Source organism: Nocardia sp. NPDC050412 (assembly GCF_044458825.1).
Taxonomy (GTDB): domain Bacteria; phylum Actinomycetota; class Actinomycetes; order Mycobacteriales; family Mycobacteriaceae; genus Nocardia.
This window is the reverse complement of record NZ_JBITIJ010000014.1, coordinates 1-24,846: the sequence shown is the minus strand read 5'-3', so window position 1 is coordinate 24,846 and position 24,846 is coordinate 1. Positions and strand designations below refer to the sequence as shown.

Genomic DNA, 24,846 nt, shown 5'->3' with positions numbered 1-24,846 from the left:
TTCATCCCTGGCACCCCTCGATCACATGGGCGAAGCACAACCAGTTGTCCGGGAAGACCCACGGCAGGCCGACCTCACCGTAGGGTCCATTGCCGAACGCGTTGTTGAGGGTGCGCACCGACACCGGCATGATCTGCAGCAGCCGGTCGAGGTTGTCCTTGTTCTTCTGCAGGCCTTCGGCCATGGTGTTCAACTGCTCGATGGTCGGGCCGAATTGGTTGTTGTTGGCGGCGCCGATCTGCTGCAGCTGGCGGCTCAGCGTCGACACATTGTCGAGCAGCTGGCGCAGCAGACCCTGACGCTCCATCACCCGGTTGGCGATGGCCTCGCCCTGGGTGATCACCAGCAGCACGCTGTTGCGGTTGTCGCCGAGGATTCGGGTGACCCGGTCGAGATCCTTGAGCAGGCTGTCGACCTCCTGTTTGCGCGAATCCATCACCTTCGCCAGCGCGCCGACGCTGTCGAGCGCCTGCGCCGTCAGCGCGGGCGAATCGCCCAGCTGCTTATTGATCAGATCGAGCGAAGTGGCCAACTGCTTCGTGTCGAGCGCCTCGAACTTCGGGGTGCCGTACTCGACCACATCGGCCAGGTTGTACGGAACCGAGGTGTTGGACAACGGGATTCGGCCGCCCTTCAACCCCGACCCGTCCCCCGGATCGAGGTCGACGTAGCGCGCACCGAGCAGCGTCGCCATCTTGATCGATGCCCTGGCATCCGGTCCGAGCTTCACATCGTCGCTCACGCTGAGGGTGAGCAGGATGTGCCCGTTCTCCAGCTTCGCACCGGCCACATGGCCACTGGGGACACCGGCGATATTGACCTTGTCACCGACCTTGACTCCGGCGGTCTGCGCGAATTCGGCCTTGACCGACTTCTCACCGACGCCGATCAGCTTGTACGCACTGGACCCGATAAGCAGCACGATGATGAGGACACCGCCGATCGCGCCCAGCCAGAAGTAGCGGTTGTTATTGAACCTGTCCTTGATCTTGGTCATCATGGGCGGCACACCGCCGACTGTCCGTTACCACCGATCATTGGGAGCAGGCCGCGGGGGAGCAGGACGCCATAGAGCGAGATATCCAGCTTGCAGATATAAGCGTTGGCATAGGCGCCGTCCTGGGTGAACTTGCCGATATCGGCCAGCACCGCGGGCAGGTCGATCGCGGCCTGGTCCAGCTTGGCGCCGTTGGCGATCAGCAGCGTGAGCGCGGCGCTTGTCGAATCCTGTGCGCTGGCCAGCTTCGGCTGGATCTTGCCCATCATGTCCACCAGCCCGCTGGTCGCATCCGCGATCTGCACGGTGGACGCTTGCAGCGACTGCCCCTGGTCGTACAGGCCGCCGATCAGTGCCCGGGTCTGGGTAACCAGGGTCTCCAATTCATCACCTCGCTTGGCCAACCCGGACATGACGCCGCTGAGGTTGGTGATCACATCGCTGAGAATCGCGTCTCGGCGCTGGAAATCCGTGGCCAGGGTGGCCGCCTGGTTGATGAACGCGCTCAACGAAACACCGTCACCCTGCAATGCCTGGATGAAGGTCTCCGAGAGCCGGTTCACCTGCTCGGGCTGCAACACCTGGAACAGCGGCTGGAATCCGTTGAGCAGTCCGGACACATCGAAGGACGGTTCGGTGCGCTCGAGCGGAATGGTGGCCTTGTTCTTCAACGCCGCGGGGCTCGCCGCCTTGCCCGGGGCCAGCGCGACATAACGCTGGCCGATCAGGTTCTGGTAGCGCACCAGCGCCTTGGTGTCGTCGTACACCGTCTGGTTGCGCTGCACGATGAACGTCACATTGGCGAGGGACTTCTTGGTCTTGGGATCGCGGGTGAGTTCGATCTTTTCGACCTTGCCCACCCGCACGCCCGCCATTCGGACGTCATCGCCCGCGCGCAGACCGAGCACATCACTGAAGGTCGCGGTGTAGGTGTTGGTAGAACCCTCCACGACCCGCGCGAGCGTATTCCATACGACGACGGTGACCAGGATCGAGACGATCGCGAAGAGGCCGAAGCCGATGAGTGGTTTACGAATGCTCATTTAGCGGTACCGCTTTCGCCGACCTGCAGGGTGCCCCCGCGCATTGCCGAACTGAGCAGCAGATATTCGGCCGCCGTCGGCCGACGACCGAGCAGGGCCACGATCGCGGCATCTCCTTCGTACGAAATCGGACCGGCGGTTACGGGCGCACTCGCCGGCTGGACGGGTACGGCCGGAGCCGCGGGCTGGTCGGCGGAGGGCTGCGCATTCGACGCGGGTGGCGCCGGATTCGGGAACAACCCCTCCAGCGGCGTACCCGCGAACGGGCTGCCCGGCTTCGGCTCGGCCGAGGTCGCCGCCAGCGGATCGCCCGGGGAGGTGAGACCCGCAATCTCCGGGAAGCCCGCGGGCAGTGGCAATTTCGCCAAACCCTGCGCGGTTTCCAGCGAACGCGGCTTCATCGATTCCGGCAGATAGCCGGGATCGGAGACCGCCGGTGCGGTGGCACAGCTCGGTCCGGGCAGATTGCCGTAGCGCGGGCAGTCGGCCTGTTCGTAAGGCCGGTACGGGGTGAGCGTGACACCCGCGTTCCAGACCATCTGCCGCTGCGGACCCCAGTGGAAGGTCTGACCGAGCTTGCGCAGTGAGCTGTTCAGCGAGGCAATGGTGTCCGGGATCGAATTCGCATCCGCGGCGAGCGCGCCGAACATATCGCTGGTACCGGCGGTCACCTGCTTGCCGACATCGCCGTTGCGGGCGAACAGCGAGTTGACCGAATCCACCGTGCCCGCGGTACCGCTGATCAGGGCGACCAGCGCCGTCCGGTGATCGGCGATGGTCTGCGCGGTCTTCACCGAACTGCCGAGCACATCGAGCAATTCGGGTGCGGACTCATTGAGCGCATGCGCCGAGGCCGAGAAATCGTCCAGCAGCACACCGAGATTCGGGATGGACTCGTCCACCGAGGTGAGCCACTTGTCCAACCGCTCGATGGTGGATCCCGGCATCCGGCCGCTGCCGTCCAGCGCCTGGGACAGTGTGCCGAGCACCCGGCCGAACTGCACCGGGTCGAGCTTGGTGAGAACGGTGCGGACCTTGGTGAGGGTGTCCTGCAGCGCGATGGTGCCCTGGCTCTGATCCTCTTCGATGACCGAACCCTCGTGCAGGTACTTGTCCGCGGGTCCATTGAAGACCAATTCCACCGAGGTGACGGCGAACAGGTTGCTCGGCACCACTCGGGCGGTCACGTTCGACGGGATATCGCCGGCGAACTCCGGTTTCAGGTCGATCTGCACCTTCTGCCGCTCACCTTTGGCGACGACGTCGACATCCTTGACCGCGCCGACGAGCACGCCACGGAACTTCACGTCGGCCTCGCTGGGCAGCCCGTCACCGGTGTTGGTCACATCGGCGACCACATGCACCTTGGGCACGAAATAGCCTCGGTATCTTGCCATCAGAAAGCCGAGGATCAGCGCGAAGACGACGAGTCCGCATACGCCGGCGACCAACAGTTGTCGCATGGTGGGGCCACGCCCACTGGGATCGATGATCATCTCGTCCTACCCCGAGATCCGGATGCCGGGATTGACGCCCCAGATTGCCAATGTCATGAACAGGTCCGCGAAAACCACGATGATGATGCACATCTTGATGGCCCGACCGGCCGCGACACCCACACCCTCTGGACCGCCCGAGGCGAAAAAGCCGTAGTAGCACTGGATGAACGTGGTGATCGCGACGAACACCATCGCCTTGAGTAGCGAGTAGAGCACGTCTCCTGGTATCAGGAACTGATAGAAGTAGTGCGCGTAGGTACCGCTGGAGGTGTTGCCGATCAGCTGCACAGTGAGCGAGCACGAAATGTAGGCCATGGCCAGGCCGAGGCAATAGAGCGGAACGATGGCGATCATCGCCGCGAACATCCTGGTGCTCACCAGATACGGCAGCGGCCGGATCGCGATCGACTCGAGTGCGTCGATCTCCTCGGAGATACGCATCGCGCCGAGTTGCGCGGTGAATCGACAGCCGGCCTGGGCGGCGAAGGCGAGTGCCGCGAGCAGCGGCCCCAACTCCCTGGTGGTCGCGAACGCCGAGATGGCGCCGGTGATCGGGCTCAGGCCGAGCAGATTCAGTGAGGTATAGCCCTGGATGCCGACCGTCATCCCGCCGAACGCGCTGAGGATGAGGATGACGCCGATGGTGCCGCCACCGACGACCAGGCTGCCGTTGCCCCAGGTGACATCCGAAAGCAGCCGCCAGACTTCCTTCGGATAGTGCCGCAACGCCAACGGGATCGAGCCCACCGACCGCAGAAAGAAGAACACCTGGTGCCCCAGACGCGCGACCATATCCACCGGGATCTGCGCGGACTTCTTTATTTGCCGAAGTGGCCGCAGCAGCGGCGGTATATAGGTTGTTGACACCGGCTCAGACCACCTGTGGGGGGAGGAGAACGTTGTAGATCTGGGTGATGATCAAGTTCACGCCGAACAACATGATGGCGGAACTGACCACCGCGGAGTTCACCGAGTTGGCGACGCCGCCCGGACCGCCTCGGGTATTGAGCCCGGTATCACAGGCGATGATCGCCGCGAGCAACCCGAAGATCAACGATTTCACCAGTGCGACAAGCAGATCGATGGTGACGGCGAACGAGGAGAAGGTGCCGATATAGGAACCCGGGGTGCCGTTCTGCGCGAAAATATTGAAAATGTAGCCAGTCAAAAATCCGACGAATACGACGAAGCCACAGAGCAATACGCTGACCAGCATGGCCGCACCGAGCCGGGGCGCGACCAGCCGACGCAGCGGATCCACGCCCATCACCCGCATCGCATCGATCTCTTCGCGGATGGTGCGCGAACCGAGATCGGCGGTGATCGCCGAACCGACCGCGCCCGCGATCATCAGCGAGGTGACCAGCGGCGCACCCTGCTGAATGATGCCCAGACCGTTCGCCGCGCCGATGAACGAGGTCGCACCCACCTGGCCGGCGACCGCGCCGACCTGGATGGAAACGATCACGCCGATCGGGATGGCGACCAGCAGCGTCGGTGCCGCGGCGACACTGGACATGAACGCACACTGGCGGATGAACTCCCGATAGGGAAAGCGGCGTCGGAATATCGCGATGAACAACTCGGCGACCGCCGCGAACCCCATCGTGATCTGTCTACCGAAGGTCTCCAAGGAGCGCTTCGGATGGTCTTCCCAGTAGGCCTTCGTCCAATCGGCCGCATCACTCATCCGTGATTGCGCTGGTGGACTCTTGGTCGACTGCACTGGCTAACCCCTCTCGACGCCGGTAACCAAACCCCGACGACTTGTTTGCTTGACGCACCTTACTACGGAGTAGTGCAGAACACACCATCACCGTGTGATTGCAGTCATATATAGGAGTCCCTGTTGGGAAAACGCTATGAGCAGTGGCCCGACGCTTGGGATTGGTCCCAAAGTTAACGGAGATACTTCTAGAACAGGTTACAGTTCCACCTGTCGCGATCAGCCCCGCGTATGGCCAGTTCTACTATTTGCGCGGATAATATTCATGCAAAATCTTCGCGCGATTCGAATGGCTTCTGCGACACCGATCAACATACAACTGAAACGCAATCGGGCGCATTGCGACGATTACAGTAATAGAGCTTCGCTATCGCGAGAAAATGAGACGCTGCACTCTAAATGTCGAAAAATGTGCGTTCTCCGCCGACGCCTTCGACACCGAAGACCAACCGTTTCGAGCGACCCGCAAGCGATCGCTACGGATACAGGACGCGCCCGGAGCCGAATACTGACACGATGGGTGCGACAGATTGATATCGTGCGGACTTCCGACGTCTGGAGGGACATGTTCAGCAAACTCGCCAAGGTGGCCAACGCCGCCTTCGCCGTAGCCCTTGGTGCGGCACTGGTCGCGACGGGGGCCGGGACCGCGGACGCCGCGCCGGGGCCACCCGTCATCGGCGGTGGGTCGGGAATCATTATCGATAATCAGTTCGAATGCACTGTTACCACCGTCGGTTACGACGGCGCGGGCCGGTTGGTCGGCCTGACCGCGGGCCACTGCGGCGACCCGGGCGCTCAGGTATACGCCGAACTCGACCGCGGCGCAGGCGTGGTCGGCCGGTTCGTCTACTCCAACCACGATCTCGACTACGCCATCATCCAGTTCGATCCGAGCAAGATCATCCCGGTCAACCGGATCGGCAATGTCACCATCACCGGGATCGGCGGCCCGGCCCAGTTCCCGATGATCGTCTGCAAGGAAGGCCGCACCACCGGTAACACCTGCGGCCTCGCCTACGGCGATGTCTTCGGCACCAATATGGAAACCTGGGCGCAGATGTGTGTGGTCGAGGGCGATTCCGGGGCACCGGTCGTCGTCGGCAACACGCTGGTCGGGATGGTGAACGCCTATCTCGCCATCGCCTGCTTCGGACCCGAGGTCGGCACCAATATGAGCTCGATCATGGGCGATATCAATGCCCGTGGCGACGTCGGGGCGGGCTTCAACCCGATCTAGCCGGGCTCGAGCCGAATACCGAATGAGCGGGTCGAATGACCCGCTCATTCTGTTTTGTGGAGCGGGGCCAGCGCCGGGCCCGCCACCGCGCACTGCGGCATGCAGTCGACGTTGTCCAGCGTCGCCGCGCGTCGCGGTGCGCGCAGTAGTACCGCCGCGATAAGTGCACCGGCCACCAGCAGGCCGACACAGATCCACATCGCGACGCCGAAGCCGCGGTCGAATTCGACGGGGTCACTCAGCGACCCGGAGATTCCGGCAAGGCCGGGCAACGCCGCGACAGCCAGCAACTGAGCGGTACGGGCGACGGCATTGTTCACCCCGGAGGCGATACCCGCCTCACTGGCGGGCACCGCGCCCAGTACCGCGCCGGTGAGCGGGGCGACCAATACCGAAAGACCGAGACCGAAGACCAGCACGCCAGGCAGTACATCTGTCAGATAGGTGGTGTCGGGTCCGATGCGCAGCAGCAACACCAGGCCGAGCGCGGCGAGCAACGGGCCGAGCGTCATCGGAATGCGCGCACCGTGCACCTGCGCCCACCGGCCCGCGGGCGCGGAAAGCACCAGCATGATCAATGTGACCGGCACGGTGGCCACCCCCGACATCAACGGGGTGTACTTCGCCACCAGTTGCAGCTGCATCACCAGAAGGAAAAAGACACCGCCGAGCGCGGCGTAGACCGCGAGTGTGACCAGATTCGCGGCGGTGAAGACCCGGCCGCCGGAAGCAACGGGCCCGGAGGAGCCGGCCTGCGTAACCACGGAGCGCCCCGCGCCCGGCGAAAACGTGCCAGCGAACAGCGACGGCGGCACCAGCGGATGATCGCTGCGCATTTCGATCACCACGAAGACCGTGAGCAGCAGCAGACCGACGACCACCAGCAGCGGCATCGCATCGATCAGACCGAAGGTCAGCGCGCCGAGCGCCAACGCGACCACAATCGCACCGGGAATATCCAGTCGCGCCGAGGCATTCGGGTCGTGGCTCTCCGGCACATGTCGCAGCGTGACGAGTACGACGACCACCGCGAGCGGCACATTGATGAAGAAGATGGACTGCCAGCCCGCCAACTCGATCAGCCAGCCGCCGAGGAATGGACCGAGTGCGCCCGCGACACCGCCGAAACCGGACCACAGGCCGATCGCCGCGCCCTGATCGCGTTGGTCGATGGATGAGGAGATCAGGGCCAGACTGCCGGGAGTGAGCATCGCGCCCGCCACACCCTGCAGGATCCGGGCGAGGACGAGCATCTCGATATTCACCGCGGCGCCGCAGAGTACCGAGGCCAGCGCGAAACCGATGACACCCCAGACGAACACCTTGCGACGGCCGAGATGATCGCCGAGCGAGCCGCCGAGCAGGATGAACGAGGCCAGGGTCAGGGTATAGCCGTTGAGCGTCCATTGCAGGCCCGCGACATCGGTGTCGAGGGATTCGCCGATGCGCGGCAGCGCGATATTGACGACGGTGGCATCCAGTGAGGCCACCGACGAACCGAGGATAGTGGCCAGCAGGATCCAGCGGCCGGTGGCCGAACCCAGCCGGGGTAACTCAGAACTCACCGACCCAACGTAGCCGCCAGGGCGGGGATTTTCGTGGCGGTCAGAGATTCTGGACGCAGACCACGAAGTGCCGCGTCGGGTATTCGAAGCCGCTGCTGCTGCCGCAGACGCTCGCATCGTCGGCACCCTGCTGGATATTGGTCACCTTCACGCCCTGGCTGACGCGTTCGGTGCAATCGATGCGCTTGGGATCCTCGCCGCCGATATCCATACAGCCACCGACGACCCAATCGATATCCAGGCAGATCGCGCCCTGCTGCGTGCCGTTGAGGGTTTCGAAGTAGGCGCTGTCGCGATCGGCGACGCACTGCGAACTGGTCGCCGCCTTGCCGATGACCTTGTAGTTCGAGGCCCGGCTACCGCAGGAGGCCTTGGCGATGGTGGCGTTATCGGTGGTGCCGCCGAGCGTCACACAGTCACCGACACTGGCCTGGAAGTCGGTGCTGCCGCCCTTGGTCGCCGAAGTGGTCGCCGTCGGCTTACCCGAGGTCGGGCGGGCGCTGGTGGTGGGCCTGGCTCCCGAGGTTTTCGGCGTGTTGGTGGACGAGACCGCATCGATGGTCCCGTTACCAATAGCGGGCTGGGCGTTGCCGCTGATCTTATTGCCGCAGCCCGCTAGCGAGAGCGCGGCGACAACGGCGACCGCGGCGATGGCCGCCGTCGCGAGGCGACCCGAGATCGGTTGACGAGACACTTACAGTCCTCCCGGCTGTAACGCTCCGAACTCATACCCCCGCCGGAATCCGAAGTGATCTAGAAATACGTGAAATACCACGCCATGCATACACCACCGGGCGCGGGCGCGTCGAGTCGACAGCACCCCAATCGTGGCAGCACAGTGCCGGCCGAAGTGTTGGTTCGATCACTGCCGCACCGCGGCCCGCCAGCGGAATCGGCTTTCCAGCAACCGATCTGGGTAGGGTGAGGTTTCCAGTGTGAAAGGGGCTCGTCCGTGACGCTGATCAGCGCCATTACCTGCGCTACCGCCGCATTCGGCGCCGCGCTGATCCTGCCCGCGGTGGCCTCGGCAACCGGTGTGCACTGCGCCTCCGAAGGCGGGACGGATGTCACCGTGATCGACGGAAGCACCGCGTGCCGGGCCGCGGCCGAAGCCTACGGACGGGCATGGGCGGCCGGATACGACGGCGTCGGCTACGCCCATGCGGGCGTCGGTGCCGCCGCACTCGGTATCGGTGCGGCGGGCGGGGTCGGCGCCAGCGACGGGGTCGGCGGAATTCCGATCGCGCTCGGCTACGGGGCCGATGCCATCGCGCTGACCTCGATCACCGCTGCGGCAACGGATTCCGAGACCGACCAACCGAACCCGCCAATCCCGCTGTTCGCGGTATCGATCGCCCTGGATGGCTCGCGGGCACAGGTCGCGACCGCCGACAGCGCGGTGGTTTGCCTGGGCACGGCGGCCTTCGCGTGGAATTCGGCAACCGGTGCGACCTGTCTGACCACGCCTTTCGGTCGCTGGCAATCGACACGATCCGAGTTAGGCTGAGAATTCGGCCCCAGCCAGCAGCAGGAGGTGCCCCGTGGTTTCAGCCTTCCCCGCACCGGATCGGTGGCCAGCGGCGCCACGGGAGATGCTCGTCGATCCGAGGTTCGTGCGCCTAGCCGACCATTTCTTCGGCATGTTCGCCCAGCCGACGCGCGGTGGCGGCGCGCTCGCGATCTATCTCGACGGTCGACCCGTCGTCGATATCTGGGCGGGCTGGGCTGCCAAGGATCGGCGCTGGAACGGCGACAATGTGGCACTCACCTTCTCCACCGGCAAGGGCGTCGCCGCGACCGTGGTGCACCGGCTGGCCGAGCGTGGGCTGATCGAGTACGAGGCGCCGGTCGCGACTTACTGGCCGGAATTCGGCGCACACGGCAAGGACGACATAACGGTGCGCGATGTGCTCTCGCACCGCGCTGGCCTGCATCGGGTCCGCGGTCTGGTCCCCGGCCGGGAAGGCATCCTCGACTACTACGCGGTGGTGGCGGCGCTGGCCGAGAGTCCGGCCGATCCGCGGCGCATCCGTACATCCGGCTATCACGCGATCACCTTCGGCTGGCTGGTGGCCGAGATCGTGCAGCGCGTCACCGGTGATCCGTTCATCGATGTGGTGCGACGCGAGATCGCGGAACCAATCGGCTATGACGAATTCTGGTTCCGGGTACCGGAATCCGAGCGCTACCGGATCGCCAAGATCTTTCCGCATCTGAATCCACCCGGAATCCGTTGGAATACCGCGTCATCGGTGCTGTCCTGGGTGCGCCCGATTCGCGGACTCGCCGAGGCGGGTATGCCGGAGAGTTTCGACGAGCTGGTACGCGATCCGCGCGTGCACGATGCGGTGATGCCCGGCTGGAACGGTGTTTTCTCGGCGCGGGCACTGGCCAGAATGTATGGGGCCCTCGCGAATGCGGGTCGGGTCGAGGCGCTGGATCCCGAACGCGGTGGTCACGGCATCGAGGCTGCGCAGTTCCTGCAACCGGAGACGATCTCGATCATCAATCAGACGCAGCGGGCCGACAGCCGCGACTATGTGCTCGGGCTGCCGCTGAAATTCACTCTCGGCTATCACCGACCGGTGGTGATGTCCAAGCAGCAGCCGCGAAACGCCTTCGGCCACTACGGACTCGGCGGTTCGGGCGCCTATGCCGATCCCGAACTCGGCATGTCGATCGCCTTCGTCACCAACCGACTCGGTAATGCGGTGACCGCGCTCGGGGACGCCAGGCTCGCGCGCTTGGCCGCCCTCGCCAGCAATACGGTGCGCAGGGTCCGTCCGACCGGGTCGGTCGAACCGGGACCACTGTGAGTTCGTAGCTATAGATATGGAGCAGGCGGGCACACCCGACGAAACGGCGCTGGACGCCGCGCCCTCGACGCCGCGCCCGCCGAGAATGATGGTTGCGCACGCGTTGGCGGCGGGTATCGATTTCGAGCGGTACTTCCGGTGGCGACGCGAACGCGAAGGCGACCCGTTCTACGTGCGGTTTCCTGGTTTCGGCGCGGTGCTGTTCACCGGCACGGCCGACGGTGCCCGTGAACTCTTCCGCGCGCCGACCGAGCTGCTCGAACCGCCGCGACCGAATCCGATCGAACCGCTGGTCGGCTCCGCCTCGCTCATCCTGGCCGCAGGCGAACGCCACCGGCGCGATCGGGCGTTGCTCGCCCCCGCATTTCACGGCGTGCGGATCCGCGCCTACGGCGAACTCATCCGCGAGTCCACCATCGCCGAAATGTCCGGCAGCACAGGCGAATCCCGTCCCGCCTGGACACCGGGCACGCGCATCGATGCACGCGCCGCGACCCGGGCGATCACGCTGCGGGTGATTCTGGAGGCGGTATTCGGGGTGGACAGCCACGAGCGCCGCGCCGAATACACCGCCGCGATCGCGGAATTCCTCACCGCCTACTCCGGACCACTGATGCTGGTGCCCGCACTGCGCCACGGGCTGTTCGGTCGGGCGCCATGGGACCGGTTCGTTGCCGCGCGCGAGCGGCTCGACGAACTGATCCTGACCGATATCGCGCGGCGTCGGGCCGTCGGCACGATCGGCGCCGACATTCTCGGTCTACTGCTCGCGACCAGCTATGACGACGGCACCTCGATCACCGATGCCGATCTGTGCGAACAATTGCGCACCCTGCTCGTGGCCGGACACGAGACCACCGCGACCAGTCTGGTGTGGGCGCTGTTCCATCTGCATCGGGAACCCGAGGTGCTGCAGCGCCTGCGCGCCGAACTGCACGCGGCCGGGCCCGAGGCTTCCCCGCTCGAGCTGGCCGGGCTGCCGTTCCTGGACGCGGTCTGCCAGGAGACACTGCGGCTGCATCCCGTGGTGCCGATCGTGCTGCGCAGGCTGACCGCGCCGTTCACGCTGCGTGGGGTCGAGCTCGCGACGGGCGACACTATGGGCATCGTGCTGCCGCTGTTGCATTCCGATCCCGCGGTATGGACCGATCCCGAGCTGTTCGAGCCGCAGCGATTCATCGAGCGCAAGTACCGGCCGTACGAGTTCGCATCCTTCGGCGGCGGACATCGACGGTGCGTCGGAGCGTCGCTTGCCGATTACGAACTGCGGATCGTCCTCGCCACGATCCTCGGTCGACGGCAGCTGCGATTGCCGCCACGTTATGCGCGCGGGCGAGCGCCGCTGTCGGTGCCGCACAACATCGCGACGGGGCCGCATCGGTCGATCCCATTCGATGTCGTTTCGTGATTTATCTCACGAAGGAGTTTGGCCCGTAAGGGGGTCGGCCGGCTTGACGGCCGTCCGGCTCCTTCGAGGGTTACCGAGCTGACCGGCCAATTTCACGAAAGATGATGACCCCCAACGATGTATGTGTTGCTCGCCACATCGTGTGGTCGATACGAATCAATCCGAAACGTCACTGGCTACGGATGGCCCTGGACGGTAGGAAAGACGGCAGGGTCGGGTGCGTCATATACCCGTGGGGTGCTCTGTGTTCCCCGCGCCGTTTTTCCGTGGGCGTTTGCACGGAATCCACGAAGGGTCTTCGTGGAACCGCCCTGCAGCTCCACACCGATGAGAGATCTCGCCGCGCCACCGGCGTAGGTGAGAGATGGATTGGACGAGAAACTTATGCATGCCGCTTTGCACACCGGGACGTCGACTGCTCCTCGTCGGGGAGCGCTAGCCCGCCGACTCCGGCAGGGCATCCTATTGTCGGCGGCGATCGCTGCGGTCGGCTTCACCGCCGTCGCGCCGGCGCAGGCGGATCCGGTACTGCCGGGCACCGGCTCCGCCAACTCGACCGCCACCGATCCGGGTGCAACGGCGAACTTCGCCCCGCCGAGCATCAGCCCCGGTGACGGCGAGACCGTCGGCGTCGCGCAGCCGATCATCATCAACTTCAAGGATCCGGTGACCGACCACGCCATCGCCGAGAAGGCCATCAAGATCACCTCCTCGAATCCGGCGCCGGGTCACTTCTACTGGTTCAGCGACAAGCAGGTGCGCTGGCGGCCGAACGAGTTCTGGCCGGCCAATACCGATGTGACCGTTGAGGCGGGCGGCACCCGCACCGCATACCGGATCGGTGACGCCTTCATCACCACCGCAGACGACGACACCCACACCATCACGATCACTCGCAACGGCGAGGAGATCATGACGATGCCGACCTCGATGGGTAAGACCAAGCACGAGACCCCGAACGGCACCTACTTCGTCGGCGAGCAGCTGCGCAAGATGACCATGGATTCGTCCACCTACGGTGTGCCGACCACCGATCCCGAGGGCTACAAGGTCGAGGTCGAGTACGCCACGCGCATCTCCAACAGCGGCATCTTCGTGCACGCGGCCCCGTGGTCGGTCGCACAGCAAGGTGTCTCGAACGCCAGCCACGGCTGCCTGAACGTCAGCACCGAGAACGCCAAGTGGTTCTTCGAGAACGCCAAGAAGGGTGACCCGGTGATCGTCCAGAACACCAAGGGCGGCACCCTCAACGCCCGCGACGGCTACGGCGACTGGAACGACTAGACATCCGGTCGAAGTCTCCCCGAGCTCAACTCAGCCCAGGCCCGATCAGCCTGGGCTGAGTTCGTTGTTTCACTTCGAGTGTTCCGGATTTTCCGGACGACGGACCAGTTGCCAGCTAACCTCCCGAATAGCGCAACGCAACAGCTGATTTCGGGAGAACATGGGTAACTCGCCGGGCACGCCCAGAATCCACTCACCACGACGACCGGCGGCCCGCGTCGAAACTCCCACGGCACCCGCGACCGGCAAAAGGCTCGGGGAGGCGGACCAGCAGATGGGTAACTCGTCCGATACGCCCAGCATCCAACCACCGACACCACCCCCGGCCCGCGACGAAACTCGCACCGCAAAGTTCCGGCGAGGCGGACCAGCACATGGGTAACTCGTCGGATACGCCCAGCACCCAGCCGCCCGCGCGACCGCCGGGCCGCGACGAAGATGCCCTCGCTCCCGACGACCTGCAAGAGGTCCGGGGAGGCGGGGGAGCGCGCGAGAAGTTCAGCGTTTCGACGGTCGATGTTAACCGATCGTTTGCTGGCCGCCGTAAAGTTTCGGCCGTGCGAACCAGGCCGGAACGAGTGCTGCCCCAGCCGCGCGGGCGCGGCCTGCGCAATCGGCCGTGGCAGGACTATGCGCTGTTCCTGGTGTTGCTCGGGCCGAATCTGGTGCTGCTGACGCTGTTCGTCTACCGCCCGCTGGCCGACAATATCCGGCTCTCGTTCACCGACTTCAATATCTCCGACAACTTCGTGACCTACATCGGGTTCGCGAACTACCGCGAGTGGTGGGGCCGCGACGACTCCTGGCAGATCGTCACCAATACGGCGGTTTTCACCGTGGCCGCGGTGGTCGGCAGCATGGTGCTCGGCCTGGGGCTGGCCCTGCTGCTGGACCGTAAGCTGTTCGGCCGCAATCTGGTTCGCTCGGCCATCTTCGCGCCGTTCGTCATCTCCGGCGCGGCCATCGGTGTGGCCTTCCAGTTCATCTTCGATCCCAGCTTCGGGCTGATCCAGGATGTGTTGCACCGCATCGGCCTCGACAAGGTCCCGGACTTCTACCAGGACCCGCACTGGGCGCTGTTCATGGTGACGGTTACCTATATCTGGAAGAACCTCGGCTACACCTTCGTCATCTACCTGGCCGCACTGCAGGGCACCCGCGCCGATCTCATGGAGGCGGCCGAGATGGACGGTGCGAGCCGCTGGACCACGTTCACCAAAGTGCTACTGCCGCAACTGCGCCCGACGACGTTCTTCCTGTCGATCACGGTACTGCTGAACTCGCTGCAGGTCTTCGACATCATCAATGTGATGACCCGCGGCGGGCCGCTGGGCACCGGCACCACGACCATGGTCTACCAGGTCTACCAGGAGTCCTTCCGCAACTTCCGGGCCGGTTACGGCGCGACGGTCGCCACCATCATGTTCCTCGTGCTGCTGGTCGTCACGCTGGTCCAGGTGCGCGTCATGGATCGGGGTGAGCAGTGAAACACACGCGGCCGGAGCGACGGACGCGCAGGAGGCAGCATGCGTGACCACGTAGCGACCCGCGCGAGCCGCCATGGATACAGCGTAGAAACGCTTTCGTATCGCCGCAGGCAGCGCGCGGTGACGGTGCTCGGCTACGGCGCGATGGTGTGCGTGCTGATCATCATCGGAGTTCCGCTGTTCTGGATCTTCATCACATCGTTCAAGGCACGTCCCGATATCTACACCCAGCCCGCGGTGTACTGGCCGCACAGTTGGCATCCGGCGAACTACGAGGACGCCACCACGACGCTGCCGTTCTGGACGTTCCTGCGCAATTCGCTGATCATCACCGGGATCATCGCGCTGGTGAAATTCGTGCTCGGGGTATTCAGCGCCTACGGCCTGGTGTTCCTGCGGTTTCCGGGCAAGACCCTGGTGTTCCTGGTGATCATCGCGGCGCTGATGGTGCCCAACCAGATCACGGTGATCTCCAATTACGCCCTGATCGCCCAGTTGGGTTGGCGAAATACCTTCCAGGGCATCATCATTCCGCTCTGCGGGGTGGCCTTCGGTACCTTCCTGATGCGCAACCACTTCCTATCCCTGCCCTCGGAGGTGATCGAGGCGGCCCGGATGGACGGCGCCAACTGGTGGCGCCTGCTCACCCGGGTAGTGCTGCCGATGTCCGGACCGACCATGGTGGCCTTCGCGGTGGTCACGCTGGTCAACGAGTGGAACGAATACCTCTGGCCGTTCCTGATGGCCGATGACACCCGGGTCGCCACCCTGCCGGTCGGCCTGACCCTGTTGCAGAACACCGAGAATCCGAGCGTCACCAATTGGGGACCGGTGATGGCGGGGACGCTGCTGACCATGCTGCCGATCCTCATCGTCTTCCTGCTGCTACAGCGCCACATGATCAAGGGCCTCACCTCGGGTGCGGTCAAGGGTTGACCGAACAGGAGAAACCGTGTCCACTTCACAATTCCCGGCACTGTCACGGCGCGGATTCATCGGCCTGGCCGGTGCGCTTGCGTCGGGCACCGCACTGACCGCCTGCGCGGGCAGCGGCGGTGGCGGCAAGCAGTCCGGTGACGCCAACACCATCACCTTCTGGTCGAATCACCCCGGCACCTCGAAGGAACTCGAGGCCGAGCTGATCAACCGGTTCCAGGCGAAGCATCCGGATCTGAAGGTCAATCTCGTCGACGCGGGTAAGAACTACGAGGAAGTGTCGCAGAAATTCAATGCGGCGCTATCCGGCGGCGAGCTGCCCGATGTCGTTGTGCTGTCGGATGTCTGGTGGTTCAACTACGCGCTCAACGGCACCATCGAACCGTTGGACTCGCACTTCGCCGATGCCGGAGTGCAGCTCGACGACTACGTCGATTCGCTGACCGCCGACTACGTCTTCAACGGTAAGCACTACGCACTGCCGTACGCGCGCTCGACGCCGCTGTTCTACTACAACAAGGACGTGTGGGCGAAGGCCGGTCTGCCCGACCGCGGCCCGCAGAGCTGGCCCGAGTTCGACGATTGGGGTCCGAAGATTCAATCCGTGGTCGGCGACGGCAAGCTCGCGCACGGCTGGGGTGATGCCAAGAACTATCTGGCCTGGACCTTCCAGGGCCCGAACTGGACCTTCGGCGGCGCCTACTCCGATCAGTGGACGCTGAAGTTCACCGACCCCAAAACCATTGCGGCGGGCCAATTCCTGCGCGATATGATCCACAGCAAGAAGTACGCGGGGATCAAACCGCAGATCGCTGTCGACTTCGGCACCGGCGTCATCGCCTCGACCATCGCCTCCACCGGCGATCTGAAGGGCATCCAGAAGAATGCCGAGGGCAAACTGGAATTCGGCACCGCATTCCTACCGCATCCCAACGGTCCCGGCGTCACCACCGGCGGTGCCGGGCTGGCGATCCCGTCGCGGATCTCGGATCAGCGGAAGGTGAACGCGCTGAAGTTCATCGAGTTCATCACCAATGCCACCAATACCGCGGACTTCTCGCAGGGCACCGGGTATATGCCGGTGCGCAAGTCCGCGGTGACCGATCCGAGCGAGGTCGACTTCCTGGCGAAGAATCCGAATTCGAAGGTCGCCATCGAGCAACTCGCGGTGACCAAATCGCAGGATTACGCACGGGTGTTCGTACCCGGCGGTGACCAGATCATCGGCACCGGTCTGGAGCAGATCGGTCTGCAGAATGCCGATCCGGCAACGGCTTTCGCCAATGTCGCCAGTCAGCTGCAGACCATTATCGACCGGCAGATCACGCCGAAGCTGCCCAAATAGTACCGACGAAGAGGGAGATCGACGCCGTGGCAACAGTGCACTTCGACGGGGTGACGCATCTGTATCCCGGTGCGCGGACGCCCGCCGTCGACAACCTGGAACTCGATATCGCCGACGGGGAATTCATCGTCCTCGTCGGCCCATCGGGTTGCGGCAAATCGACCAGTCTGCGGATGCTGGCCGGATTGGAATCCGTTGCGGCGGGGCGCATTCTGATCAGCGGTAAAGACGTCACCGGACTGCCGCCGCGGTCCCGCGATGTGGCGATGGTATTCCAGAGCTACGCGCTCTATCCGAATATGACGGTCGCGCAGAATATGGGTTTCGCACTGCGCAATGCCGGAATGAACAAAACGGACACCGCGGTTCGCGTGCAGGAGGCGGCCAAGATGCTCGAACTCGAACATCTGCTCGACCGCAAACCGGCGAATCTTTCCGGCGGACAACGCCAGCGCGTCGCAATGGGACGCGCCATCGTGCGCCGCCCCCAGGTCTTCTGCATGGACGAACCGCTGTCCAATCTCGATGCGAAACTGCGGGTGAGCACACGCTCGCAAATCGCGGCGCTGCAGAAACGTCTCGGCACCACCACCGTCTATGTCACCCACGACCAGGTCGAGGCCATGACGATGGGCGATCGGGTCGCGGTACTGCGCGAAGGGAAACTCCAGCAGATCGCCAAACCCCGTGAGCTCTACGACGATCCGGTCAATACCTTCGTCGCGGGCTTCATCGGCTCACCCGGTATGAACCTGCTCGACGCACCGGTCCACGAGGGCGCGGCAGTCCTGGGCGATCTCCGGATCCCCTTGCCCCGCACCGTAACCGGTGAGCGGGTCATTGTCGGCATCCGTCCGGAATCCTGGGAAACCACCGCCGAAACCGATAACAGCCTCGCCGTGGCCGCCGAACTGCTCGAGGAACTCGGCGCCGAATCCTTCATCTACAGCCACGGCGTCACCGATGAATGGAACAGCCGCTCCGGCAAGGTGGTGGCCCGGGTGGACCGCCGCTTCCAAGTGGCACTGGGCGATCGCCTGCGTCTGCGCCCGAAACTCGACGAGATCTTCTTCTTCGACGGCGAAACCGAGGAACGCCTGCGCTGATGCGCGGTGTCCTCGGTCCGCCGCGTGCTCACCAGATCTTGACGCGCTGCGCGGGTTCCAGATACAGCTCATCACCTGGCTTCACATCGAAGGCCTCGTGGAAGCTGTCGATATTGCGGACCACCGCATTGCAACGGAACTCCGGTGGCGAGTGCGGGTCGGTGGCCAGGCGCCGGATGGCCTCCGCATTGCGGGCCTTGGTCCGCCACACCTGCGCCCAGCCGTAGAAGACGCGCTGCAGACCGGTCAGACCATCGATGACCGGCGGCTGCTCGCCTTCGAGCGAAATACGGTAAGCGGCCAGGGCGATAGACAGCCCGCCGAGGTCGCCGATGTTCTCGCCGATGGTGAATTCGCCGTTGACGGTGTGGTCGTCGGATAGCGCCTTGGGCGAGAGCACGTTGTACTGGTCGATCAAAGCCTTTGTGCGCTTACCGAATTCGGTGCGATCGGCATCGGTCCACCAGTCGACCATATTGCCGTCGCCATCGTATTTGGCACCCTGATCGTCGAAACCGTGGCCGATCTCGTGGCCGATCACCGCGCCGATGCCGCCGTAGTTGGCGGCGTCGTCGGCGTGCATATCGAAGAACGGCGGCTGCAGAATGGCCGCGGGGAACACGATTTCGTTCATGCCCGGGTTGTAGTAGGCATTCACCGTCTGCGGTGTCATGAACCATTCGCCGCGATCGACCGGACCGCCGAGCTTGTTCAGATCCCGATCGTGTTCGGCGGCATAGCCGCGACGGTAGTTGCCGACCAGATCGGACGGGACGATGACGATGGCGGAGTAGTCGCGCCACTTGTCCGGGTAGCCGATCTTGGGGGTGAACTTCTCCAGTTTGGCCAGCGCGGCCGCCCTGGTATCCGGACCCATCCAGTCCAGGTCGGCGATATTGCGGCGGTAGGCTTCCTGCAGATTGGCGACCAACTCGACCATCCGCGCCTTGGCCTCCGGCGGAAAGTGTTCGGCGACATACAGTTTGCCGACCGCCTCACCGAGCAGATCCTGCACCAGCGAAACACCGCGCTTCCAGCGCTCCCGATTCTCCTGCGCGCCGGTGAGGGTGCGGCCGTAGAAGTCGAAATTCTCCTCGACGATCGGATCGGTGAGATAGGCCGCCCGCGACCGCAACAGCCGCCAGATCGCCCACGCCTGCCAGTCGGCGAGCGGTTCGGACGCCCAGGTCTGGGCGAAGGCTCGCACGTAATCCGGCTGGCGCACAACAACTTCGGCGAACAGGTCGGGACCCGACTTCGAGATACCCTCGGCGAGCGCGGAAGTCCAAGCGTGCCAATCGAATTCCGGATGTTCGGCGACCAGCGCGTCGTAGGTGGTGAGGTTGTAGCTCAACTCGGCATCGCGGCGGCGCACCACATCCCAGTGCCCGGCCGCGAGCTTGCGCTCCAATTCGAAGATCCGCTGTCCGACCATCGCCAGGTCGGCGGGTAGCAGTGCGGCGATCTGCGGTTCGGCGGCGGCGAGCGCGAACATCCGGCCGATGTGCTCGACATACTGGGCCCGGATCTCGGCGAATTCGTCCTGCCGGTAGTAGGACTCGTCGGGCAGTCCGATCCCGGACTGGGTGGCATGCACCAGATACCGGTTGGAGTCCTTGTCGTCGGTGTCGACGTAGAAGCCGAGCGCGCCGCCGACACCGGTGCGCTGCAGGCGACCCAGTAGCGCGGCGAAGGCACCGCGGTCGGCGACCTCGTGAATCTCGGTGAGTTCCCCCGCGATGGGCGCGAGCCCAAGCGAGGCCACCGTATCGGTGTCCATGAAGCTCGAGTACAGATCGCCGATCTTGCGCGCGTCGCTGCCGTGCTCGGCCGCCGAGTCCGCGGCCCGCTGGATGATCGTCTGCACATCCAGCTCCGCCTGGTCGTACAGCGCCCGGAAGGCGCCGTCGACCGCACGATCCGCCGGTATCTCATAGGCATCCAGCCACCCACCGTTGACATGGGCGAACAGGTCGTCCTGCACGCGCACGGCGTGGTCGAGGTGGGAGAGATCGATACCGGAGGGACTGCTCAGATCGGAAGTCACGATGTCCAGTATGCAGAGATGGGGCGAAGGTTGCCGTCGCCGAGGTTGGCCCCGGCCGCGTCGGCTGGTCGTTTCGAGCGACCTGCAAAAGTCGCTACGGCCGGGGGCAAGCGGTCAGGCGGGCAGGATGATGCGATCGAATTCGCCGGCGCGCACGCCGGCAATGAAGGCATCCCACTCTTCGGGGGTGTAGGAGAGGGTGATATCGCCGTGACGCAGGGTAGCGCTGCCATCGGCGCAAGTTTGTACGATCAGCTCGTTATGCGATCGGCCGCTGTTGAGAAGGTTGATGAACGAGGTCCAAAGGCTCGCGGTGACGGTGATGATGGGCTCTTCAGCGGTGCGGTTGGCCGGGTTGCGGCGGTATTTGCTGTCACGGATGAGCACCGCGTCACCATCGAACCGAACCTCGACGCATTGATTGCCGTTGTTCGATCGACTCGACGTGAACCAGTCAGTGAAAACCGACCGGAAGGTAGCGGTGGAGGCCATGAGCAGGATTTTACACTCGCGCATACCTGCTGATCAGGGCCAATGATGCTGCACGATTCAACGACTGTTCCAGTGCGCGTACGTAAGCGAAGCTCAAATCGCGCACCTGTTCCGGATCGTCGACCGCGCCGCCGAAGACCGCGCTCTCGGCCCACGCGAAGGTCGGCAGCTGTTCACCGGCGAAGTCGATCAGGTGGAAACTGGACCCGCCGAGCACCGCGCCCGCCCGCGCCGCGAACGGGATGACCCGCACCTCGATGTTGTCGAGCTGCTCGATCGTCTTCGCCAAATACTCCAACTGTCCGCGCAGCACCTCCGGCCCACCGGTCTGCTGCAGCAGCGTGCCCTCGCTGATGACCGCGGTCAGCTCGACCGGCCGCTTGCCGCGCAACCGCTCCTGGCGCCGCATCCGGATGGCTACCAGTTGCTCGACCTGAACCGGCCGGATCATCACATCGGCACTGATGAGCGCCCGCGCGTAATCCTCGGATTGCAGCAGCCCCGGAAAGACCAAACTGTCATAGCTGCGAATGCTCTGCGCGCCGTACTCCATGCCGTACAGCCGCTGCAGTTCCGGACCGATCAGGGCCGACGATTTGGCCCACCAGCCGCGCTGCTTACTCGCCTCGAGTAGCGTCAGCAACTCCGCGCGTTCCTCGGCATCCACCTCCAGCAGTTCGAGCACCGGGCCAATGGTGTTCGTGGTGAGCACCCGTCGCCCCTTCTCGACGTGCGACCAGTTCGCGGGGGTGAAACCGACCCGCTTGGCGAAGGTGGCCGAATCGAAGCCGCGCTGTTCGCGCAATTCGCGCAGGCGCAGCACCAGCTCCCAGCGAGCAACTGTTGGGGAAACGGGCACCATGGCCGGAGATGGTACGCCGGAAATTTACTGGGCGTGTGACTATTGTCAAGGAACTTGTGCGGGTCTAGTGTCGATTTCACCGGCAACTTTGGTTTTTACGTCGATCCACTCAGAGTCGAGGCGAGGTTCCTCATGAGTACGTCGCGAATGGAATCGGGTAGCTACCTGGCAGCCCAGGATTTCGCGGCGGCCCAGGACGCTTTGGCGCGATGTCGCCGCTATCGCAAGGACAACGGTCTCTACGGGGTCGTCGATCCGGCACTCGGGCGAATTCTGTTGGAAGTAGGCGCGGTCGGCGCGGTCGTCATGCCCGCCGAACTCGGCAAGCGGGTGCGCGCCCACCTGCTGGCCACCTACGGACGGACCGGACCGATCATCGCGCATCCGCGCTCCAGCCGATGGTCCTTCCTGACCGGTCCGACCGATAACTCGTACCTGGATATGACACTGTTCCCGGAGTTGTTCCGGGTATGCGCCTCGGTCGCGCTACCCGGCACCCGGATCGTGCTGCCATCACCGACCGATGAGCTCAGCGGCTACCGGATCTGGATAGCACCGCCGGAGGGCGACTACCGCCCTGAGCTCGGCGATGTCATCGCCGCCACCCGAACCTGCGCGAATAGCGGCGGTCGGTCGGTGGTCAAGGGCATCAAGGGTGTTGTCAAGGGGTCGGGCGTGGAGTGAGCGTCACGCTGAAGCTCTGCTCGATACTGTGCTCCCACTTGTCCCGGCACTCGTTTTGTTTGGTCTGATCGTCGCCCGCCTTCTGCAGACAGTCCAGATAGTCCTTGCCGCCGGAGTCGACGAAGAAACTCCAGCCGACGATGCTGAGCACGACCGCGGCGACCAGCGCGAGCACACCAAGGATCAATCCGGTGATCGCCATGCCGGAGCCGCCCGCGCTACCGGAACGAATCTTGACCAGCGCGATGATGCCGAAGATCAGCGCGAAAAAACCGAACAAATAGCCGCCGATCAGCGTCCAGCAGCTCAGGAGCCCCAGGATGCCGAGCACCAGTGCGGTGATCGCCAGGCCCTTGCGCTTCGGGGATTCCTGCCAATAGTTCGGCTGCCCCTGACCCGGTGGCGGCGGGTACTGACCCGGTGGTGGATATTGACCGGGCGGCGGATATTGCGCCATGGGACTTCCTCTCAGCCGATGCGCCTGCGTTTGCGCTCGCCATCTGATCGCACTCCCGCAGCGGGGACGTTAATCGCCGAGCGCGTTAGTTCGAGCCGAGCCGCGCGTGCATCTCCCAGACCAGGATCTCCGCGGGCTGGTGGGCGGTCACCCGCTGGCCGCCCGACCTGGTCATGCGCACGGCGTCACCCGAGTACAGCGGGCCGACGCCCTCCATCTCCACCTCGCCCCTGGCGACGAAAAGATGCAGATACGGCGCGTCGGGTAGGTCGATCGCCTGCTCGGTTTCCCCGCTACCCACCAGCCGTGCCACATGCATCGCCGAATGACTGCTGCCGATGGCGATCGCGGTCCGATCGCGATAGCGCGGCAGGCCGGAGGCCACGGTCACCAGGCCGCCGCGCGCCAATTCGTCGTCGATCTCCAACTGCTGGTACCCCGGCTCCAGGCCCGGCTCGTCGGGCACCACCCACATCTGCACGAAATGGACCGGCTGGTCGTGTTCGGTGCCGTGGTCCAGGCGCCAGGAGTCGTTCTTCTCCGAATGCAGGATTCCGGTGCCCGCACTCATCCGCTGTGCCAGACCGGGATAGATGACGCCGGTGTGCCCGAGCGAATCCTGGTGCACCAGCGAGCCGCCCAGTACCCAGGTCACGATCTCCATATCCCGGTGCGGATGGGTTTCGAAGCCCTGACCAGGGGAAACAATATCCTCGTTATTGACGAGCAGCAGCCCGTGATGGGTGTTGTCGGGATCGTAGTGCTCCCCGAAGGAGAACGAGTGCTTCGAATCCAGCCAGGACACGCGCGTTTTCATGCGATCGCCGCCGCGATGGATATCGATGTGTGGTGTCGTGAGTGTGGACATCATGGTCCTCCTCTCGGGACCGTGCACCGATCGCCTTTCAGGGTAGGAGCACTTACGACGTTGGTGCTCCGAATTCCTAGTAAATTGTCCTGCACTCGGCATTTTACGCGAGCTGATCTTCGCGAGTGACGTGCGAGGGAGTCACTCGCGGCTGCGGGTGAACGACAGGCGAGCAGTACCGACCGGTTAGTCGAGTCGGCGGCCGGCACGGCCCGCCACCGCACGTCGGGGGTCTATACGCGCACACAGCGGATTCGTAACATCATGTGCCACAAAGGAATCGGAGGTGACGAACGGATGCGAACCGAGGTGCTCGCGCGCATCGAACAGCAACTCCGCGATGCGGCGCAGCGCGACGGGATCACCGATTTCGTGGTCGGTGTCGCGGTATTCCGCGATCGCAAACTCCTCGTGGTGCGTCGCGTCCCGGACGACTACCACGGCGGCAAGTACGAACTGCCCGGTGGCGGAGTCGAATCCGGGGAAACCCTGGCCGAATGCGTGGTGCGCGAACTCTTCGAGGAGACCGGGCTGCGGGTGCGCGCAATCACCGAGTTCCTGGGTGATTTCGACTACGCCACCAGGACCAAGCCCCGAGTGCGCAAGTACAGCTTCATCGTCGAGGTGGAACCGGGCGAGGTCGCACTGGCCCCCGGCGAACACGACGCCTTCGCCTGGATCGACGCCGCCACGCTCGCCGATCTACCGATGGCGCCGGATATGCGAGAAACGATCTCCACCCTGGTCAACTGTGTTTGATCCGGGACACACCCACATTGCCCACCACGACGGAGCGAGTCTTACGAGCGACCCGTTCGCGGCCCGTCTCGCGTCCGAGCCGTCGAAGCGCATGCGCCGCAGACGCGAGCTCCCGTCACTGACGCAACCGCGACGGAGCGAGTCTTACGAGCGACCCGTTCGCGGCCCGTCTCGCGTCCGAGCCGTCGAAGCGCATGCGCCGCAGACGCGAGCTCCCGTCACTGA

The 24,846-nt window shown here is 64.3% G+C and carries 23 protein-coding genes; 11 read left to right on the top strand and 12 right to left on the bottom strand.

The features are described from left to right. Window position 1: 1 nt before the first annotated feature. From ACIBI6_RS31890 to ACIBI6_RS31870, 5 genes are read right to left on the bottom strand one after another with little or no spacing between them, the layout of a single operon-like run. Window positions 2-997 (bottom strand): MlaD family protein, encoded by a 996-nt coding sequence (locus ACIBI6_RS31890; RefSeq protein ID WP_364349109.1) that lies wholly within the window; start codon window positions 995-997, stop codon window positions 2-4. Continuing rightward, a complete protein-coding gene (locus ACIBI6_RS31885) occupies window positions 997-2,040 on the bottom strand; it encodes an MCE family protein (protein ID WP_364349003.1) in 1,044 nt (347 codons plus the stop codon). The genes ACIBI6_RS31890 and ACIBI6_RS31885 overlap by 1 nt, the downstream gene beginning before the upstream one ends. Then, window positions 2,037-3,536 (bottom strand): MCE family protein, encoded by a 1,500-nt coding sequence (locus ACIBI6_RS31880; RefSeq protein ID WP_396958765.1) that lies wholly within the window; start codon window positions 3,534-3,536, stop codon window positions 2,037-2,039. Before ACIBI6_RS31880 ends, ACIBI6_RS31885 begins: the two co-directional genes overlap by 4 nt. Window positions 3,537-3,542: 6 nt before the next feature. Further along, entirely contained in the window at window positions 3,543-4,406 is an 864-nt protein-coding gene (locus ACIBI6_RS31875) for an ABC transporter permease (protein ID WP_364349009.1), read from the bottom strand. Window positions 4,407-4,410: 4 nt separating this feature from the next. Beyond that, complete coding sequence (locus ACIBI6_RS31870) at window positions 4,411-5,229, bottom strand: ABC transporter permease (RefSeq protein ID WP_364349013.1); 819 nt, start codon at window positions 5,227-5,229, stop codon at window positions 4,411-4,413. A 601-nt stretch (window positions 5,230-5,830) separates the two neighbouring features. On the opposite strand from ACIBI6_RS31870, the gene ACIBI6_RS31865 reads away from it, so the two are divergent. Continuing rightward, window positions 5,831-6,505, top strand: coding sequence for a S1 family peptidase (locus tag ACIBI6_RS31865; RefSeq protein WP_364349016.1), 675 nt, complete (start codon window positions 5,831-5,833; stop codon window positions 6,503-6,505). Window positions 6,506-6,549: 44 nt separating this feature from the next. On the opposite strand, the gene ACIBI6_RS31860 is transcribed toward ACIBI6_RS31865, so the two are convergent. Beyond that, window positions 6,550-8,070: an MFS transporter gene (locus ACIBI6_RS31860; RefSeq protein WP_396958764.1), complete on the bottom strand. Its 1,521-nt coding sequence runs from the start codon at window positions 8,068-8,070 to the stop codon at window positions 6,550-6,552. Window positions 8,071-8,110: 40 nt separating this feature from the next. Next, window positions 8,111-8,764, bottom strand: coding sequence for a hypothetical protein (locus ACIBI6_RS31855; protein WP_364349022.1), 654 nt, complete (start codon window positions 8,762-8,764; stop codon window positions 8,111-8,113). A 258-nt stretch (window positions 8,765-9,022) separates the two neighbouring features. Here ACIBI6_RS31855 and ACIBI6_RS31850 point away from each other — a divergent pair, with 258 nt between their 5' ends. The 8 genes from ACIBI6_RS31850 (at window position 9,023) to ACIBI6_RS31815 (ending at window position 18,452) form a co-directional block, all read left to right on the top strand. Then, window positions 9,023-9,577: a DUF6764 family protein gene (locus ACIBI6_RS31850; RefSeq protein WP_364349025.1), complete on the top strand. Its 555-nt coding sequence runs from the start codon at window positions 9,023-9,025 to the stop codon at window positions 9,575-9,577. Window positions 9,578-9,662: 85 nt separating this feature from the next. Then, window positions 9,663-10,886: a serine hydrolase domain-containing protein gene (locus ACIBI6_RS31845; RefSeq protein WP_364349112.1), complete on the top strand. Its 1,224-nt coding sequence runs from the start codon at window positions 9,663-9,665 to the stop codon at window positions 10,884-10,886. Between the two features lie 16 nt (window positions 10,887-10,902). After that, on the top strand, window positions 10,903-12,294 hold the full coding sequence (locus ACIBI6_RS31840; RefSeq protein ID WP_396958763.1) for a cytochrome P450: 1,392 nt from the start codon (window positions 10,903-10,905) through the stop codon (window positions 12,292-12,294). A gap of 384 nt (window positions 12,295-12,678) precedes the next feature. Continuing rightward, complete coding sequence (locus ACIBI6_RS31835; protein ID WP_396958762.1) at window positions 12,679-13,578, top strand: Ig-like domain-containing protein; 900 nt, start codon at window positions 12,679-12,681, stop codon at window positions 13,576-13,578. Window positions 13,579-14,135: 557 nt separating this feature from the next. Beyond that, window positions 14,136-15,065 carry a carbohydrate ABC transporter permease gene (locus ACIBI6_RS31830; RefSeq protein WP_396958761.1) on the top strand — a complete coding sequence of 310 codons (930 nt, stop codon included), beginning with the start codon at window positions 14,136-14,138 and terminating at the stop codon, window positions 15,063-15,065. A 39-nt stretch (window positions 15,066-15,104) separates the two neighbouring features. Continuing rightward, window positions 15,105-16,001 (top strand): carbohydrate ABC transporter permease, encoded by an 897-nt coding sequence (locus ACIBI6_RS31825; RefSeq protein WP_396958760.1) that lies wholly within the window; start codon window positions 15,105-15,107, stop codon window positions 15,999-16,001. Between the two features lie 16 nt (window positions 16,002-16,017). Further along, window positions 16,018-17,346, top strand: coding sequence for an ABC transporter substrate-binding protein (locus tag ACIBI6_RS31820; RefSeq protein ID WP_396958759.1), 1,329 nt, complete (start codon window positions 16,018-16,020; stop codon window positions 17,344-17,346). A 26-nt stretch (window positions 17,347-17,372) separates the two neighbouring features. Next, a complete protein-coding gene (locus ACIBI6_RS31815; RefSeq protein ID WP_396958758.1) occupies window positions 17,373-18,452 on the top strand; it encodes an ABC transporter ATP-binding protein in 1,080 nt (359 codons plus the stop codon). Between the two features lie 28 nt (window positions 18,453-18,480). Here ACIBI6_RS31815 and ACIBI6_RS31810 read toward each other — a convergent pair whose 3' ends face one another. The 3 genes from ACIBI6_RS31810 to ACIBI6_RS31800 all read right to left on the bottom strand — a co-directional run bounded on the left by ACIBI6_RS31810 (window position 18,481) and on the right by ACIBI6_RS31800 (window position 21,853). After that, window positions 18,481-20,508, bottom strand: coding sequence for a M13 family metallopeptidase (locus ACIBI6_RS31810; RefSeq protein ID WP_396958819.1), 2,028 nt, complete (start codon window positions 20,506-20,508; stop codon window positions 18,481-18,483). A gap of 105 nt (window positions 20,509-20,613) precedes the next feature. After that, window positions 20,614-20,991 (bottom strand): DUF397 domain-containing protein, encoded by a 378-nt coding sequence (locus tag ACIBI6_RS31805; RefSeq protein WP_364349049.1) that lies wholly within the window; start codon window positions 20,989-20,991, stop codon window positions 20,614-20,616. Between the two features lie 10 nt (window positions 20,992-21,001). Then, complete coding sequence (locus ACIBI6_RS31800; protein ID WP_364349052.1) at window positions 21,002-21,853, bottom strand: Scr1 family TA system antitoxin-like transcriptional regulator; 852 nt, start codon at window positions 21,851-21,853, stop codon at window positions 21,002-21,004. A 132-nt stretch (window positions 21,854-21,985) separates the two neighbouring features. On the opposite strand from ACIBI6_RS31800, the gene ACIBI6_RS31795 reads away from it, so the two are divergent. After that, window positions 21,986-22,537, top strand: a complete 552-nt coding sequence (locus ACIBI6_RS31795) for a hypothetical protein (protein WP_396958757.1) — start codon at window positions 21,986-21,988, stop codon at window positions 22,535-22,537. Here ACIBI6_RS31795 and ACIBI6_RS31790 read toward each other — a convergent pair. Beyond that, a complete protein-coding gene (locus ACIBI6_RS31790) occupies window positions 22,515-22,994 on the bottom strand; it encodes a DUF4190 domain-containing protein (RefSeq protein ID WP_396958756.1) in 480 nt (159 codons plus the stop codon). The genes ACIBI6_RS31795 and ACIBI6_RS31790 overlap by 23 nt on opposite strands. An 85-nt stretch (window positions 22,995-23,079) precedes the next feature. Continuing rightward, window positions 23,080-23,862: a pirin family protein gene (locus tag ACIBI6_RS31785; protein WP_364349061.1), complete on the bottom strand. Its 783-nt coding sequence runs from the start codon at window positions 23,860-23,862 to the stop codon at window positions 23,080-23,082. A 297-nt stretch (window positions 23,863-24,159) separates the two neighbouring features. Here ACIBI6_RS31785 and ACIBI6_RS31780 point away from each other — a divergent pair, with 297 nt between their 5' ends. Continuing rightward, entirely contained in the window at window positions 24,160-24,621 is a 462-nt protein-coding gene (locus ACIBI6_RS31780) for an NUDIX domain-containing protein (RefSeq protein WP_364349064.1), read from the top strand. The last annotated feature ends 225 nt before the right edge of the window (window positions 24,622-24,846 follow it).

What these genes read in the sequence shown, in the direction of transcription:
- ACIBI6_RS31890 (WP_364349109.1), bottom strand. Translation starts at nt 997, where the DNA reads ATGACCAAGATCAAGGACAGGTTCAATAACAACCGCTACTTCTGGCTG.
- ACIBI6_RS31885 (WP_364349003.1), bottom strand. Translation starts at nt 2,040, where the DNA reads ATGAGCATTCGTAAACCACTCATCGGCTTCGGCCTCTTCGCGATCGTC.
- ACIBI6_RS31880 (WP_396958765.1), bottom strand. Translation starts at nt 3,536, where the DNA reads ATGATCATCGATCCCAGTGGGCGTGGCCCCACCATGCGACAACTGTTG.
- ACIBI6_RS31870 (WP_364349013.1), bottom strand. Translation starts at nt 5,229, where the DNA reads ATGAGTGATGCGGCCGATTGGACGAAGGCCTACTGGGAAGACCATCCG.
- ACIBI6_RS31865 (WP_364349016.1), top strand. Translation starts at nt 5,831, where the DNA reads ATGTTCAGCAAACTCGCCAAGGTGGCCAACGCCGCCTTCGCCGTAGCC.
- ACIBI6_RS31845 (WP_364349112.1), top strand. Translation starts at nt 9,663, where the DNA reads ATGCTCGTCGATCCGAGGTTCGTGCGCCTAGCCGACCATTTCTTCGGC.
- ACIBI6_RS31840 (WP_396958763.1), top strand. Translation starts at nt 10,903, where the DNA reads ATGGAGCAGGCGGGCACACCCGACGAAACGGCGCTGGACGCCGCGCCC.
- ACIBI6_RS31835 (WP_396958762.1), top strand. Translation starts at nt 12,679, where the DNA reads ATGCATGCCGCTTTGCACACCGGGACGTCGACTGCTCCTCGTCGGGGA.
- ACIBI6_RS31825 (WP_396958760.1), top strand. Translation starts at nt 15,105, where the DNA reads ATGCGTGACCACGTAGCGACCCGCGCGAGCCGCCATGGATACAGCGTA.
- ACIBI6_RS31805 (WP_364349049.1), bottom strand. Translation starts at nt 20,991, where the DNA reads ATGGCCTCCACCGCTACCTTCCGGTCGGTTTTCACTGACTGGTTCACG.
- ACIBI6_RS31800 (WP_364349052.1), bottom strand. Translation starts at nt 21,853, where the DNA reads ATGGTGCCCGTTTCCCCAACAGTTGCTCGCTGGGAGCTGGTGCTGCGC.
- ACIBI6_RS31795 (WP_396958757.1), top strand. Translation starts at nt 21,986, where the DNA reads ATGAGTACGTCGCGAATGGAATCGGGTAGCTACCTGGCAGCCCAGGAT.
- ACIBI6_RS31790 (WP_396958756.1), bottom strand. Translation starts at nt 22,994, where the DNA reads ATGGCGCAATATCCGCCGCCCGGTCAATATCCACCACCGGGTCAGTAC.
- ACIBI6_RS31785 (WP_364349061.1), bottom strand. Translation starts at nt 23,862, where the DNA reads ATGTCCACACTCACGACACCACACATCGATATCCATCGCGGCGGCGAT.
- ACIBI6_RS31780 (WP_364349064.1), top strand. Translation starts at nt 24,160, where the DNA reads ATGCGAACCGAGGTGCTCGCGCGCATCGAACAGCAACTCCGCGATGCG.